The sequence below is a fragment of the Tatumella sp. UCD-D_suzukii genome (assembly GCF_000611875.2).
GTDB classification, from domain to species: Bacteria; Pseudomonadota; Gammaproteobacteria; order Enterobacterales; family Enterobacteriaceae; genus Tatumella; species Tatumella ptyseos.
Genome location: NZ_JFJX01000007.1, coordinates 162,926 through 178,328, shown reverse-complemented (window position 1 = coordinate 178,328; position 15,403 = coordinate 162,926). Strand labels below are relative to the sequence as shown.

The 15,403-nt window shown below is 44.9% G+C and carries 12 protein-coding genes and 1 pseudogene; 12 read left to right on the top strand and 1 reads right to left on the bottom strand.

Translation table 11 applies throughout. The features are described 5' to 3' along the window. Positions 1-27 precede the first annotated feature (27 nt). From glmU to CG67_RS03545, 12 genes and pseudogenes are all read left to right on the top strand, one after another. A complete protein-coding gene (gene glmU, locus CG67_RS03595; RefSeq protein WP_025901623.1) occupies positions 28-1,395 on the top strand; it encodes a bifunctional UDP-N-acetylglucosamine diphosphorylase/glucosamine-1-phosphate N-acetyltransferase GlmU in 1,368 nt (455 codons plus the stop codon). Positions 1,396-1,557: 162 nt separating this feature from the next. Beyond that, complete coding sequence (gene glmS, locus CG67_RS03590; RefSeq protein ID WP_025901622.1) at positions 1,558-3,384, top strand: glutamine--fructose-6-phosphate transaminase (isomerizing); 1,827 nt, start codon at positions 1,558-1,560, stop codon at positions 3,382-3,384. A gap of 350 nt (positions 3,385-3,734) precedes the next feature. After that, positions 3,735-4,505: a transporter substrate-binding domain-containing protein gene (locus CG67_RS03585; RefSeq protein WP_025901621.1), complete on the top strand. Its 771-nt coding sequence runs from the start codon at positions 3,735-3,737 to the stop codon at positions 4,503-4,505. Positions 4,506-4,799: 294 nt separating this feature from the next. Beyond that, the gene (gene kch, locus CG67_RS03580; protein ID WP_025901620.1) at positions 4,800-5,969 is read left to right on the top strand and encodes a voltage-gated potassium channel protein; all 1,170 of its coding nucleotides are present in this window, start codon (positions 4,800-4,802) and stop codon (positions 5,967-5,969) included. A gap of 205 nt (positions 5,970-6,174) precedes the next feature. After that, positions 6,175-6,699, top strand: coding sequence for a phospholipase D family protein (locus CG67_RS03575; protein WP_371190664.1), 525 nt, complete (start codon positions 6,175-6,177; stop codon positions 6,697-6,699). A gap of 900 nt (positions 6,700-7,599) precedes the next feature. After that, positions 7,600-8,163: a type 1 fimbrial major subunit FimA gene (gene fimA, locus CG67_RS03570; RefSeq protein ID WP_025901618.1), complete on the top strand. Its 564-nt coding sequence runs from the start codon at positions 7,600-7,602 to the stop codon at positions 8,161-8,163. A 74-nt stretch (positions 8,164-8,237) separates the two neighbouring features. Continuing rightward, positions 8,238-8,753, top strand: a complete 516-nt coding sequence (locus tag CG67_RS03565; RefSeq protein ID WP_025901617.1) for a hypothetical protein — start codon at positions 8,238-8,240, stop codon at positions 8,751-8,753. A 39-nt stretch (positions 8,754-8,792) separates the two neighbouring features. Then, positions 8,793-9,479, top strand: a complete 687-nt coding sequence (locus CG67_RS03560) for a fimbria/pilus periplasmic chaperone (RefSeq protein ID WP_025901616.1) — start codon at positions 8,793-8,795, stop codon at positions 9,477-9,479. 26 nt (positions 9,480-9,505) lie between these two features. Further along, positions 9,506-12,121 carry an outer membrane usher protein FimD gene (fimD, locus tag CG67_RS03555; RefSeq protein ID WP_025901615.1) on the top strand — a complete coding sequence of 872 codons (2,616 nt, stop codon included), beginning with the start codon at positions 9,506-9,508 and terminating at the stop codon, positions 12,119-12,121. A 272-nt stretch (positions 12,122-12,393) separates the two neighbouring features. Next, a complete protein-coding gene (locus CG67_RS03550; RefSeq protein WP_025901614.1) occupies positions 12,394-13,161 on the top strand; it encodes a fimbrial protein in 768 nt (255 codons plus the stop codon). Positions 13,162-13,169: 8 nt separating this feature from the next. Next, positions 13,170-13,694, top strand: coding sequence for a fimbrial protein (locus tag CG67_RS17310; protein ID WP_074011109.1), 525 nt, complete (start codon positions 13,170-13,172; stop codon positions 13,692-13,694). Positions 13,695-13,866: 172 nt separating this feature from the next. Further along, positions 13,867-14,100: pseudogene (locus CG67_RS03545) on the top strand (transposase); the annotation flags it as partial. 41 nt (positions 14,101-14,141) lie between these two features. Here CG67_RS03545 and CG67_RS03540 read toward each other — a convergent pair. Then, a protein-coding gene (locus CG67_RS03540) for an IS3 family transposase (RefSeq protein ID WP_111678582.1) occupies positions 14,142-15,241 on the bottom strand; the annotation gives its coding sequence in 2 pieces (ribosomal slippage) (positions 14,142-14,980 and positions 14,980-15,241; 1,101 coding nt in all). Positions 15,242-15,403 lie beyond the last annotated feature (162 nt).

Below are 15,403 nucleotides of genomic sequence, written 5' to 3'. Positions count from 1 at the left end.
GAATTTAAAGAAAAGCGATGGCTGATGATGGCAGATAATGAAATGAGTGTGGTTATCCTTGCAGCAGGTAAGGGAACCCGAATGTATTCGGATCTTCCGAAAGTCCTCCATCAGCTGGCCGGGAAACCCATGGTGCAGCATGTGATTGATGCTGCGAAAGGTCTGGGTGCCGCAAATATCCATCTGGTCTACGGGCACGGTGGGGAGCTATTGCAGTCAGCCCTGAAGGATCCTTCTTTACACTGGGTTGAACAGCCACAACAGCTGGGGACCGGGCATGCAATGCAGCAGGCAGCTCCGTGGTTTTCGGATGATGAAGATATTCTGATGCTGTATGGCGATGTACCATTGATCTCCCAACAGACCTTACAGCGCCTGCGCGATAACAAACCGGAAGGTGGTATAGGTCTGTTAACGGTCGTGCTGGAAAACCCGTTCGGCTATGGCCGTATTGTCCGTGAAAATGGTGAAGTTACCGGTATTATCGAACAAAAAGATGCTAGTGAGGCACAGCTAACTATCAACGAGATCAATACCGGTATTCTGATCGCCAATGGCAAAGATTTGAAACGCTGGTTATCGCAACTGACGAATAATAATGCCCAAAAAGAGTATTATATTACGGATATTATTGCGATGGCTCATCAGGAGGGCCGCCGTATAGAAGCGGTACATCCGCACAGTAGCAGTGAAACCGAAGGGGTCAATAACCGGCAACAACTGGCCGCGCTGGAACGTGTTTATCAGCGTGAGCAGGCCGGTAAGTTATTACTGGCAGGGGTGATGCTGCGGGATCCTGAACGGTTTGATTTACGGGGTGAATTAGAACATGGCCGTGACGTAGATATCGATATCAACGTCATCCTGGAAGGTAAAGTGGTGCTGGGTAACGGTGTGCAAATCGGTGCGGGTTGCATTATCAGGAACAGTGTCATTGGTGAGGGATGTGAGATAAGCCCTTATTCCGTGATAGAAGATGCACACCTTGAGCAAGCCTGTACGGTGGGGCCATTTGCCCGACTGAGACCGGGAACTGTCCTGGCAGACGCTGTCCATGTGGGTAACTTTGTAGAAATTAAAAAGGCGACCCTTGGAAAAGGCTCTAAAGCCGGCCATTTAAGTTATCTCGGCGATGCGACTATCGGGGCCGGGGTGAATATCGGGGCTGGCACGATCACCTGTAACTATGATGGTAAGAATAAATCGCAGACGATTATTGGTGATAACGTATTTGTAGGCTCGGACAGTCAGTTTATTGCACCAGTCAGCGTTGCCGACAATGTTACCATTGCTGCAGGCACGACAGTGATGCACAACGTGGATGAAGAGTCACTGGTTTATAATCGTAAGCAACAGACTGAAAAAACCGGATGGTCACGCCCGGTGAAAAAATAAGTTATCTGTTATTTTCCGGAGCACCGGCAGTGATCTATGCCCGGACAAGCCGTGACTATCATGTCCCCTCATTTTTCGTGTCCCGGGGGATCTGCTGTGTCGGTCAGCCCGAACAGATGACAATTTCTATGGTGGACACACCATAACCTCAGGATTAAATATATGTGTGGAATAGTAGGTGCAGTTGCACAACGTGATATCGCTGAAATATTACTGGAAGGTTTGCGCCGTCTGGAGTACCGCGGTTATGACTCTGCCGGACTGGCGGTGGTTGATAAGCCGGGAGAGATGACCCGTTTACGCCGGCTTGGAAAAGTTCAGGCTCTGGTGGATGCTGCAGAGCAGCAACCGCTGCCCGGTGGTACCGGTATCGCCCATACCCGTTGGGCGACGCACGGCGAACCTTCAGAAGCCAATGCCCATCCGCATGTGTCCGGGAATATCGTCCTCGTGCACAATGGGATCATTGAAAACCATGAAGAGTTACGGGCGCGGGTTCGTGAAATGGGGTATCAGTTTACCTCGGAGACGGATACCGAAGTCGTTGCTCATTTAATTCATCATGAGCAAAAGCAGGGCGGTAGCCTGTGTGAGGTTGTTCAGCGAGTGATCAAACAACTGCGCGGTGCTTACGGAATGGTCATTATGGACAGTAATGATCCTTCTGTGCTGGTGGCTGCCCGCTCCGGAAGTCCGCTGGTGATTGGCTGCGGGGTCGGGGAAAACTTTATTGCCTCTGATCAGCTGGCTTTGTTGCCGGTCACCCGCCGCTTTATCTACCTTGAAGAAGGCGATGTCGCTGAAGTGACTCGCCGTTCTGTTACGATTTTTGCCGACGGTGAGCAGGTTTTCCGTCCTGAGATCGAATCCTCTGCCCGTTATGATGCCGGGGATAAAGGAACCTATCGGCATTACATGCAGAAAGAAATTTATGAACAGCCGATGGCCATAAAAAGTACTCTCCAGGGCCGTTTTCATCAGGGCATCATTGACCTGAGCGAGCTGGGGCCGGAGGCCGGGTCTCTGTTAGGTCAGGCGGAACATATTCAGATCGTTGCCTGCGGGACATCTTATAATTCCGGACTGGTCTCCCGGTACTGGTTTGAATCGCTGGCCGGTATTCCTTGTGATGTGGAGATCGCCTCTGAGTTTCGTTACCGTAAGTCTGTGGTCCGGAAAAACAGCCTGTTGATCACGCTTTCACAATCCGGTGAAACCGCAGACACGCTGGGAGCGTTGCGTCTTTCTAAAAAACTGGGGTATCTGGGCTCGCTGGCTATTTGTAATGTCCCGGGCTCTTCTCTGGTACGCGAATCGGACCTGGCGCTGATGACAAAAGCCGGGGTAGAGATCGGGGTTGCCTCGACCAAAGCCTTTACCACACAGTTAACGGTTCTGCTGATGCTGGTGGCGAAAATGGCAAGGCTGAATGGCCAGCCGGAAGAGGTGGAGCATCAGATTGTCCATGCGTTGCAGGCGTTGCCAAGCCGAATCGAACAGATTCTGGCACATGATAAGCAAATCGAAGCGCTGGCAGAAGGTTTCTCAGATAAGCATCATGCGCTGTTCCTGGGCCGGGGTGATCAGTACCCGATCGCGATGGAAGGTGCACTCAAGCTGAAAGAGATCTCTTATATTCATGCGGAAGCTTACGCGGCAGGCGAACTGAAACACGGTCCGCTGGCACTGATTGACGCGGATATGCCGGTGATCATCATTGCTCCGAACAATGAGTTACTGGAAAAACTGAAGTCGAATATTGAAGAAGTCCGTGCCCGCGGGGGATTACTGTATGTGTTTGCCGATCAGGATGCCGGCTTTACCGACAGTGAGAATATGAAAATCATTCCATTACCCCATGTTGAAGAGGTACTGGCACCGATTTTCTACACTATCCCTCTGCAGCTGCTTTCTTATCATATTGCTCTGATTAAAGGTACGGATGTCGACCAGCCACGTAACCTGGCGAAGTCTGTTACCGTAGAATAAGCCAGCAGCGCGGAAACTCGCGTTCAGAATAAATACACACCGGCAGTGCTGACTAACAGCCTGCCGGTTTTTTTTGGGAAATCCCCGGCAAAACTGATCTATGGATATGCCTGAAAACGTCATCGGTTTCAATGCCGCAGAGCGGTAGCCTGGCGAGCATGTTTTATATTTTGATGGAAAGCGGGTTAATGTCACTCTGTCGCGTTTTTCTATGGGGGATAATCATTTAACCACATGTAATCACATAAGAATTTGCTCTGGATGAATCGGGTTTTCTGGTGGTGAGTGTATAAGCGCTATGTTATTAACTTTGTATGTTGTTACAAAATCACTGACTGCCGGAGAAGTGTATGAAAAAAATAGCGTCCTGTGGATTACTTCTTGTATTAGGTGCATTTACTCAGTGGGCAAATGCAGAGCAGACCCTGCGTTTTGGCGTTGCCCCCTCCTTCCCGCCTTTTGAGTCTAAAGCCAGTGATGGCAGCTTGCAGGGTTTCGATATTGAACTAGGGAATGCGATATGTGCACAGGCAAAAGTAAAATGTCAGTGGGTGGAAATGGAATTTGATGGGAGTATTCCCGCCCTTCAGGCGAAAAAATTTGACGCTATCCTTTCGGCGATGTCGATGACAGATCAACGTCGTCAGCAGGTGGCCTTTAGTGATCTGCTGTACAACACCCCCAGCGCATTACTGACACCCGCGGATAGTAAAATCACCACGGATATTTCATCACTGCGTGGGAAAAATATAGGGGTTTCGCAAGGGACAATTCAGGAAACTTACGCCAAAACAAAATGGGCTTCACAAGGTGTTAATATTGTAACCTATGACCATCAAATGGACGTCTATCCTGATTTAGTCGCAGGACGACTGGATGCCAGCGTCGCAAATGCAGTTTCAGCAGAGCAGGGTTTCTTAGGCACCCCTGAAGGAAAAAAATTTGTGATTAAAGCCCTGCTGACAGACAAAAAAATCTTCGGGAGTGGAGTAGGTATCGCCTTGCGAAAGAGCGATGTCACCGACCTGAAATTGATTAATAATGCGCTGGCGGAGCTTCATGCCAACGGTACTTATGACAGACTGACGAAGAAATATTTTAAATTTAAAGTCTATCCCTGACCCCTTCGCTGACGAACCGCAACAGGATCCGGCTGTCCTCGCTGCCGGATCCCTTCGTCGCACTTACGTGCGCCAGGAGACGTATTAATTTATCTCGCGTCACCTGTGACAGAGCCTGAAACATTAGGTTGCACATCGATGATATGCAATAAAGCCATCCGTTGTACGCTGATACATCACTGCCTTATCAGAATCTTACATTACAGCGCCGGTTATTTTCCGTAAGCTGATGAACTATGTGTCAATACGGAGTCGCCGTCAGGCCCTGTCTGCTGCAGATATACCAGGTAAACGATGAAAATAAATAACCTACTCAGAAACCCGAAACTGGTGATCTATTGCCTGGTGTTGATGGTGGCCCATAACGGGTATCTGATGTTAAGTCCCGTGCTGCACCGGGTAATCTATAATGCGCCGCAGAGACTGGATAATTTCCATTCGTGGAGCGATGCGCTGGGCTTTCTGGAAGCGATGGATATACCGCGCTTTATGATAGGCCTGGTATTGCTGTGTATGGCATTTACGCTACTGATGCGTACCCGGATTGCCTGGTTCAGCTCTGTCTTACTGTTAATTTGTATTGCTGTGGCGAATGCGTTTATTTTAAAAGCGCACCACACCGAGGTGGTTTACTCCCTGATCACTATCGGTGCCTTACTTTTTCACTGGCGCCATTTTGATAAACACAGCCTGGGCAGTACCACCATTTTTGCGATTATCAGCATCTTGTCGCTGCTGGGGTATGGCATGCTCGGCACGCTTTATCTTGGTGACCAGTTTACTCCGCCAGTGAAAGATATCTCTACCGCGTTTTATTTTGTTATGGTCTGTATGTCTACGGTGGGGTTTGGTGATATTTCTCCGCATACCACTGTCGCCAGAATGTTTACACTGACCGTTATTATCCTCGGAATTACTATTTTTGCGGCATCGGTGGCCTCAATAGCCGGGTCTCTGATCAGCCATAATATTCAGCGAATTTTTAAAGGCAGATTCTCACACGTGGAACGTAAAAATCATTATATCGTGGCCGGATCATCGTCACTGGCCCAGAGTGTCAGCCAGGGACTGACGGATACCGGAGGCATTGTTACTGTGGTCTGTTATCCGGGGCAACGGGCTTCATTTCCTGCCGATACCGATGTTATTGAAGGCGATCCCTCTTCGACGCCGGTACTTGAGCGTGCCGGGGCAGCGAAAGCCAGATACATTGTGGCACTGATGGATAATGATGCGGATAACGCTTTTGTGGTCCTGGCGGCTAAAGAGGCGGGGGGGGAAGATACCCGAACTATCGCACTGGTACATGACAGCCAGAATATGAGTAAAATTAAACGCGTTCATCCTGATGGTGTGCTTTCATTACAGCAACTCGGTAGTGACATCCTGGTGCGAACACTCAACGGCGACACCCTTCATCCTGATATCTTTTTCAGCAGTACCCGGTCTGCCGATACCCCCTGATCCTTCTTTCAGTACAAAAACTTACCATCCGCCATTCTTTTCAGGAATGGCGGATTTTTTATTGTCTCAGCAAATGATAGGGTGACGTTTTTTGCGACCCGCCACGCAATAATATTACGGGGACAACGGCTGGCTGGATGAGTGGCCCGGGGAAGAGATAGCCGGCTCTGAATAATGAAGGAACCAGAGATAACTGATGAGAAAAATGATTTTATGTATTGCGGGGATCTTGTGCAGCTCCGTAATCTTTTCTGCCGCCGCTGCAGAATCTTCTGTGGATGTCGGTTTTTCGCCGGAGGGAAGCGCCCGGGCACTGGTGCTGGAGACTATTTCCTCAGCCCGTAGCAGTATTCGTGTGCTTTCCTACTCCTTTACTGCGCCGGACATTATGCGGGCCCTGGCCGATGCCAGAAAGCGAGGGGTGGATGTGAAAATTGTGGTCGATGAGCGAGGGAACCGAAGCAAATCCAGTATTGCTGCAATGAATTTCATTGTGAACAGTGGTATCCCTCTGAGAACCGATCACCATTACCCGATACAGCATGACAAAGTCATTATTGTCGATGGGCAGACAGTCGAGACAGGCTCATTTAACTACACGGCCAGTGCCGAACGACGCAATTCTGAAAATGTCGTGGTTATCCGTAATCTTCCGTCGCTGGCCCGCACGTATCTGCTGCATTGGCAGGAGCGCTGGGATTACGGTCAGGATTATCAGTCGGTATACTAATAACATGATAGATAGGAACACGATAAATATACAAGAATATATAAAGCATTTGCTGCTCCCATGTTATCCGGCGAGCCTGCATGCGTATCGTAAGTCATTCAAAGTGCGAATGTCAGATTATACGATGCGCCTGTTAGGAGGCTACTGGTAACAGAAGCCGACAGGTGCATTTGAAACCTCCAGCCATACCGCATACTTCTTGTCCTGTTTCGATATTTTGATGATTTTACGCACTTCTTTGGATTTTATTTGAGGTTCTCAGAAAGGTTTTTGGCATTTTTATCAGTCGTTTACTCCTCGGGTAATTTGGGGAAGGACGCCTCTGGCAGAGTGTAGTTTTGGTCAACAACCAGTTGATAGGATCCACGTGTAAATCCAGTAAGCCACTTAATCCCGCCACTTTCCCTAACGTTAAAATGAATCTTACAACAGAGTTCATGGTATTACTTATAACGTATGCTCTGGATAATTTCCAAACATTTCTCGGATAAAAACATAAGATAAAATAAGTTATTTTATTATTGCACATTCACTCAAATTCAGATTTTTTTATACCATACTTCCAATGTTTTTTATCGAAAATCGGACTTGCGACTGTGTTGGTTCTAACTAGTTCCGTACATTTATCGTACTTATTTGTTTCAATTTATGTCAGGCAATATTTTTTTCTCAGTGGGTGGTTTTTTTTTAACTCATTATAAACAGTGACTTACTGATGTTTTTTTTTTATGAATAGGAATTTTCTTGTTTTTTTTTAAGATCGATAGGTGTAATTTTCGGAAAAATTACGTTTTCTGTCCTAATATCAATTTGCTGTATATATTCTGTTGTCGTGAGAAATCAAACTTCTCTTATCTTAAGAATGTTTCCAAGCTTATGTGCTAAACTTTAAGGATATTTATGAAACTGAAAGTTATTGCTCTGTCTATTGTTGCTTCCTTCGGTTTACTGGCATCTGCTGCACAGGCTGCTGATACCACTAGTACGACTGTCAATGGTGGTACCGTTCATTTCACAGGTCAGTTCATCAACGCAGCATGTGCTGTAAGCACTGATTCTGCAGATCAGACTGTTAACCTCGGTCAGTACAGAACTGCTTCAATCACTGCTTCAGGCCAGACCACTACCAACGTTCCGTTCAACATCAAACTGGTAGATTGTGCAACTTCTGTTGCAACTACAGCATCAGTGGCATTTAGTGGAACAACTGATACCACTGATTCAACTCTGTTAGCAGTAAACAGTGGTTCTACTAATACTACCGGAGCAACCGGTGTTGGTATCCAGATTCTGGATAGCACCTCAGCGCCACTGACTCCAAATGGTTCCACCTTTTCTACTGCTCAGACTCTGATTGATGGTAATAACACTCTACCTTTCGTAGCTCGCTACAAATCAACATCAGCCACTGTTACTGCAGGTCAGGCTGATGCAGATGCAACTTTCGTTATTAAGTATCAATAACAATAAATTTTACTATGGATAGTTGATTAATCCTCAGGGAAGAGGATATTTTATTGTTTTGACATGGGGTTAAGATGCTTAAAAAGTTTATACAGATTGTTTTGTTATGCGTCTCTGGATTGGCTTATGCTGATACTGGGCATGACCTTGAAGCTGGCATCGTACATATCCGTGGTGTTCTGGTTAATAGCACATGTGTGGTGGATTCTTATAACAAAGGAATGTATGTTAAACTTTTTGATCCGAATTTCGCAGGGAAATTAGTTAATCCGAAAAACGAATCCTACAAGTTGTTTTATCTGAGCTTTAGTTTATGTCCATACTTCTTATACAATAACTCAGTTATTTCTTTCGAGTCTCCTACGGGAGCCTTTGATAAGGCGCCTACTAATTATCGCGATTGGGTGGATAATGAACTACCCTTCAACAGTATCAAAGAAACAGTGAATGAACACTTCCCTATACCATTTTCAAGGTTCGTAAATGGTGAGGATAAGTTGAATTTGTATGTTTATAGTCCCAGGGAAGATTCTCATGGCGATAACCAAAAATCTCATGATCTGATGATAGTAAATGTATACTATCCATGACCACTTTTATGTATATCAAACTGAGTGTGGTGTTTTAATATGTTGAGTAAAATGAAATTTTCATTGTTTGCTTTGTGTGGTTTTCTTTCTGTATCAGCATATTCTTATGCTGATGGTGGAATATCACTCGGCGCAACAAGGGTAATCTATCCTGAAGGTGCAGAACAAACCTCACTTCCTGTATCAAACAGTAGTAACTCTCAGAGGTTTTTGATCAATTCTTGGGTTGAAAATTCACAAGGAAAAAAAGATGAGAGTTTTATTGCGACTCCTCCGTTATTTGTGAGTGAACCGGGAACAGAGAATACATTGCGTATTATGTATGTTGGTAAACCTTTACCAAAGAATAAAGAGTCAATTTTCTATCTAAATGTAAAAGCAATTCCTTCGCTGGATAAGGATAATATCGCGGGAAAAAACATCCTGCAGTTAGCTATTTTATCCAGAATCAAGCTCTTTGTAAGACCTAACGATCTTCCTTATTTGCAGCATGAAGCGCCTGCAAAACTAATTTTTTCTCATTCAGGGGAAAGCACCACGGTTGTTAATCCAACGCCGTATTATATAACGATGGTTAATATTACGGTAGGTGGGAAAAAAGTTAGTAATGAAATGATAGCTCCTATGAGTTCAGACACCCTCTCTGCATCAGGAGATAATGTAAAGTTTGAGTCTATTAATGATTATGGTGCGTTAGATAAGCCAATTATATCTAAAGTGAAATAAAATATAATTAAAGGGTGATAGTTAATATGCACATCATTAAAAATAAAAAAAAATGCACCAATAATACTATAAATGATTTCAGACCTGAATTAAGTTTGATTACATGTGCATTATTGGTGATGATGCGGCCTGCTATGGCGGAAAGTTATTTCAACCCTGCCTTTCTATCACCTGATGCAGCAACAGTTGCTGATCTTTCACGATTTGAAAAAGGCAATCAGTTACCAGGGACTTATCATGTTGACATTTATGTCAATGATAATTTTATTGGTTCGAAAGATGTCAGTTTTATTGACTCAAAAAATGGTTCATTCAACGCAGGTGGAGGGGCTGGTGGTTTATTTCCTTGTGTTGATAATGATTTATTATCATCTCTTGGAGTTAATACTGTCGCATTGGCTGGCCAGAATAATAGCGCCATGAATATGCAATGCATTGATATTAAAGATAAAATACCATCATCTTTCGTCTCATATGATTTTTCTTCACAACGTCTGAATTTCAGTTTTCCCCAGGCATGGCTTAGGAATAATGCGAAAGGATATATACCACCAAGCGAGTGGGATAATGGGGTCACTGCAGGGCTGTTGAACTATAACTTATCAGCAGATAACGGTACGACAGGTAAAAGCTACTTTTTATCTCTCGGTAGTGGACTTAATATCGGGCCATGGAGATTAAGAAATAATAGCTCATGGTCTTATGATGACTATTCAGGTTATAAGAGTAATCACTGGTCTAATCTTGATACATATCTTGAACGCTCTGTCAGTACACTGAAAAGTGAACTCGTTATCGGCGAAAGTAATACGAACAATGATGTCTATGATAGTGTCGGTTTCAAAGGGGTAAGGCTATATAGCGATGACTCTATGTACCCGGATAGTCAACAAGGGTTTGCACCGACAATAAGGGGGGTGGCTAATAGCCGTGCCAAAATTATCATTCGTCAGAATGGTTATATTATTTATCAGACTTATGTATCACCGGGTCCATTTATTCTAGATGATTTAAGTCCGACGTCATCGAGCGGTGACCTTACCGTTACAGTACAAGAAAATAATGGGTCTACCCATTCCTTCATCGTTCCTTACTCTACAGTTCCCTTATTACAACGTGAAGGTCGTGTGAAATTCGACGTTGTTGCTGGTGACTTTCGTAGTGGTAATCAGCAGCAAGACAATCCTTTCTTTACCCAAGGTACCGTTATTGCGGGGCTTAACTATGGTGTAACGGTATTTGGTGGTACACAGTTATCCTCAAACTACCGTGCATTTACCGCGGGTGTGGGTAAAAATATGGGGAGGATTGGTGCTGTTTCTGCAGATTTAACTCAAGCGAATAGTACCTTAATGGATGGCTCTCAGCATCAGGGACAATCGCTAAGATTTCTATATGCAAAGTCTATGAATAATCTGGGGACTACTTTCCAGTTATTAGGATATCGCTATTCAACGAGAGGTTTTTATACCCTTGATGACACAGCCTATAAAAATATTGAAGGATATCAGTATGGTTTACAGGATGATGTCTATGGTAATCAGATTTACACAGCAACGGCTTATCATAACCTTAACTATACTAAAAAAGGTCGTTACCAGGTCAATGTGAACCAAAGTCTTGGCGGCTATGGTTCAATGTATGGTTCATTCAGTGAGCAAAATTATTGGGATACAAACCAGGCGAATAAAACCTATCAATTTGGTTATTCGAACTCCTGGCATAGTGTTAACTATAATCTAAGCTGGTCATCAACTGAAACTGTGGGTTTATCAGACAGCGATCACGTTGTCGCTCTTAATGTATCCGTACCTATGAGTGCTCTGTTTGGAAGCCATTATAAACGAGATAGTATTGCGGACAGAATGTACCTGACAAGTAACGCAACTCGTAATTCAAACGGGAATAATACCTGGCAAACGGGTATCAGTGGAACACTATTAAAAGATAATAACCTAAGTTACAACGTGATGCAGGGGCATTCAACTCTGAATGATTACTCAGGTAACGTTGGAGCACAGCTTCAGGGGCGCTATGGTACTGTTAATACAGGATATAGTTACTCTAAAAATAATCACGATTATAATATCCAGGTTTCTGGTGGTGTTGTTGCTCATCATAACGGAATTACGTTTAGTCAATCTTTAGGAGATACTAATATCCTGGTGAAAGCCCCTGGAGCTGATGATGTTAGTGTTGAAAACAGAACGGGTATTGCAACAGACTACCGTGGTTACACTGTTATACCGTACGCTGATGTTTACCGAATGAACCGGATCGCGCTGGATACAAATACCATGAACTCAAGGACTGATATTTCTGATAATGTTAAGAATTTAGTACCAACTCGTGGGGCGCTGGTTGTCGCTGAATTTGCTACCCGAATCGGGCTGCGGGCATTAGTCAATTTATCTCACGGTAATAAAATGATTCCATTTGGTGCATCGGTCGTTGAACAGAAAACCGGAGTCTCAGGTATTGTTGGTGATAATGGGCAGGTTTACTTAAGCGGTCTCCCCCAGGATGGTCAGTTATTAGTTCAATGGGGCTCTGATGCAAATTCAAAATGTGTGGCAGATTATCATATTACTTCTGCGGACATGAAAAGCGCTATTTCAATCTTTAGCGTACAGTGCAAATAAGAGTCTTAGGAGGATATATGCTTTTTTGTTTGAGATGGTTTTTGACAATACTTGTTATTACTTTTTCATGTGCTTCGTACGCAACACATTGCACAACCACGGTAGGTACTAAAATTTATACATTTAGTACTAATTTTAACTCTACTAATAATACCGTAGGCTACACAACAGCCTGGAATGCTCAGAGTGGATCCGGATCCTACGCAATCACCGGTGGATGCACTGGTAATGCATCCACGTACTATACCGGAACTGCTGGCCCTGGTTTAACATTGGCATCGACCGATAGTGACGGGACTACTTGGTTCGATATTCCCGGGAATGACTATTTACAGGTTGCGACTCAAATTTACACACAGAACCTAAGATCAGGAGCTGCTTATCATAATGTCCCGTTTACTGACTTGCAAAACTATTGTGGCACTAACGGTACCTGTGGTGCGAATCTTACTTCCGGTTCCCAAGTACAACTAAGACTCAGAATAAAAAGAAAATTTGTTGGTGCCAGCTATATTGTGAATCAGCCAGTTGCCTATCTTTACGGTAATCAGGGAGGGGCCGGATTAGGACTTGGCACACCGATGGTTGAATTAGATTTGAATGCAACAATGACGGTTCCACAGTCCTGCACAATAAATGCCGGTACAACCGTAGAGTTTGATTTTGGTACTTTAAGTGCCCAGTCATTTTCTAATGCCGGAGCAGGAAAAAAGCCCGCAGGGGCAAGTACATTAACGAAAAATGTGGGTATCACCTGTAATAATATAGCAGCACAGACAACAATGACTCTCAGGCTTGAAGCTAACAGTGTTAGCGGGAATGCTGTTATCTCCAGTAACCCGGATGTCGGGTTTATCCTAGCTAACTCTTCTGGTACTGAACTGACGCCAAACGATATTAGTAGCAATATACCTTTTACACTGGACAGTAATGACAGCGCTAATGTGACCTTGACATCATGGCCAGTAAGCATTACCGGGAACCAGCCTACAGCTGGAACTGCTACTGCGACTGGTTATCTGAGGGCAGATTTTCAATAGGTAAATGCATGAAAATATTAAATAAAATATGTCCACTGCTTGTTTTTTCTCTGAGTGTATATTCAGCTCCGTCGATATCAGGAACGATAGGCTCAGTGAATGTGGAGTGGACTGCAAATATTATTACATGGGGTTGTACTGTCAGTTCTGCATCTTCAGATATGACAGTACCTTTGGGTACATGGAGTACAAGGAATTTTAGCTCCGGTGATTACACTACGCCTGTTGGCTTTACAATTTCGCTAAGTGGATGCAATAGTAATACTGTAGCTGCAACCTTTACAGGTACCAGTGATAGTACAAACAGTAATTACCTGGCATTGTCATCTACCTCAACATCAAGCAATGTTGCTATAGAGATAAAAAATAGTGACAAGCAACTGTTACCTTTGAACACTATATCTTCTGCTAATGCTGTAGATAGCTCAGGAAATGTCACTATGAGTTTTTTCGCTAATTATATTGGTACTGGTAGTAATGTTACAGCGGGGACAGCTAATGCTGACGCAACATTTACTTTGACATATGAGTAATATTAATTTTTATCGGTTGCAGCTTGATGTGAATATAGCTTGGAAAGGTCAGTGTTACTGGTTTTGATGTAGGGGCAGAATCTTTATTCGAAACGACAGGTGGGTAATCCCCCCGAAAAATCGGTGTGTTTATAAGTAGAATTCTCTACTAACCTGAATTCAGGGGGATCCTATGAAGCGATCACGTTTTACTGACAGCCAGATCATCGCCATTCTTAAGCAGGCGGAAGCGGGTACTCCGGTACCTGAATTGTGCCGGGAACATGGCATCAGCAGTGCCAGTTTTTATAAATGGCGTTCGACGTTTGGCGGGATGGACGCTGCCCTTATGTCCCGCCTGAAAGAACTGGAAGAGGAAAATCGTCTGATTCCCTCCCAATATCCGTACCAGGCTAAATCAGAGATCTGGGCCTTTTGACCCCTCCCCAATTTCCGTACCAGGCTAAATCAGAGATCTGGGCCTTTTTGATGACTTCGTGCAAATTCTGCCGGAGTCAGGTTATTTAACGAAGAATGCGGACGAAAATGGTTATATTCCTGCCGCCAGTGTTCAATTTTTTTCTGAGCATCTTCCAGAGATAAGAACCAATGGACATTCAGACATTCATCTCTCAGGCTTCCATTAAATGACTCGATAAAGGCATTATCTGTAGGCTTTCCGGGGCGTGAGAAGTCCATCGTTACCTGATTTTCATACGCCCACCGGTCCATCGATTTCGAGATAAATTCGCTGCCATTGTCCGTCTGCAGCCTTTGCGGGACTCGCCCCAGTGACCCTTTCAATCGTTCCATGACAGCCACCACATCCTCGCCGCGTAACCCCTGTCCGACCTCGATCGCCAGACATTCCCGGCTAAAATTATCCACTATAGTTAGCGCCCGGATCCGACGCCCGTTGAACAGATTATCAGCAACGAAATCCATGCTCCAGCACTGATCTGCAGCAAGTACCTGCGGCCTTCCTTTCCTGTGTCTGGCCGTCACATGTCGGTGAGGGCGCTTCGAGCGCAGATTGAGACCCTCAAGGCAGTAAATACGGTGTGTTTTCTTACGGTTAATCAACCAACCTTCACGGCGCAGAAGAATATGAATACGCTCGTAGCCGTAACGGATCCGGGTTTCAGCAATCTCTCTTATTCGCTGTGTGATCGCGCGATCATCCCGACGACTGCGGTAATGATACACTGTGCGACTCTGCATCATTAGACTGCACCCCCTGCGTACACCGATTCGGTATGCCGCCAGCAGATATTCCACCGCCTCACGCTTCTGGAGCGGCCTCAGAACTTTTTTCGGATGACATCCTGCAACATTTCCTTGTCCAGACTCAGATCTGCCACCAGGCGTTTGAGGCGATGATTCTCGTCTTCAAGTTGCCGCAGACGGCGCAATTCTGTCACGCCCATACCGCCAAATTTCTTTTTCCAATTGTAAAACGTCGCCTCAGAAATCCCCATCTTTCTGCAGACTTCCTCGACGCGAGTGCCGGTTTCAGCCTGTTTGAGTGCAAAAGCGATTTGTTCCTCGGTATAACGTGTCTTTTTCATAACGAATGACCTCTTTTGGGACGGAAAAGAAAGGCCGAAAACTCTACTTTACAACGGTACTGAATAAAGGGGGAAGGTCAAATCCACTACCTGCAGCGTGAGCGCGGTGCGGTTAATCTTTATATTTACTGAGTCACAGACCGCGATCAGCCCATACCTGCT

Excerpts from the sequence above, each read along its gene's own strand:
- glmU (WP_025901623.1), top strand. The coding sequence starts at position 28 with ATGGCAGATAATGAAATGAGTGTGGTTATCCTTGCAGCAGGTAAGGGA.
- glmS (WP_025901622.1), top strand. The coding sequence starts at position 1,558 with ATGTGTGGAATAGTAGGTGCAGTTGCACAACGTGATATCGCTGAAATA.
- CG67_RS03585 (WP_025901621.1), top strand. The coding sequence starts at position 3,735 with ATGAAAAAAATAGCGTCCTGTGGATTACTTCTTGTATTAGGTGCATTT.
- kch (WP_025901620.1), top strand. The coding sequence starts at position 4,800 with ATGAAAATAAATAACCTACTCAGAAACCCGAAACTGGTGATCTATTGC.
- CG67_RS03575 (WP_371190664.1), top strand. The coding sequence starts at position 6,175 with ATGATTTTATGTATTGCGGGGATCTTGTGCAGCTCCGTAATCTTTTCT.
- fimA (WP_025901618.1), top strand. The coding sequence starts at position 7,600 with ATGAAACTGAAAGTTATTGCTCTGTCTATTGTTGCTTCCTTCGGTTTA.
- CG67_RS03565 (WP_025901617.1), top strand. The coding sequence starts at position 8,238 with ATGCTTAAAAAGTTTATACAGATTGTTTTGTTATGCGTCTCTGGATTG.
- CG67_RS03560 (WP_025901616.1), top strand. The coding sequence starts at position 8,793 with ATGTTGAGTAAAATGAAATTTTCATTGTTTGCTTTGTGTGGTTTTCTT.
- fimD (WP_025901615.1), top strand. The coding sequence starts at position 9,506 with ATGCACATCATTAAAAATAAAAAAAAATGCACCAATAATACTATAAAT.
- CG67_RS17310 (WP_074011109.1), top strand. The coding sequence starts at position 13,170 with ATGAAAATATTAAATAAAATATGTCCACTGCTTGTTTTTTCTCTGAGT.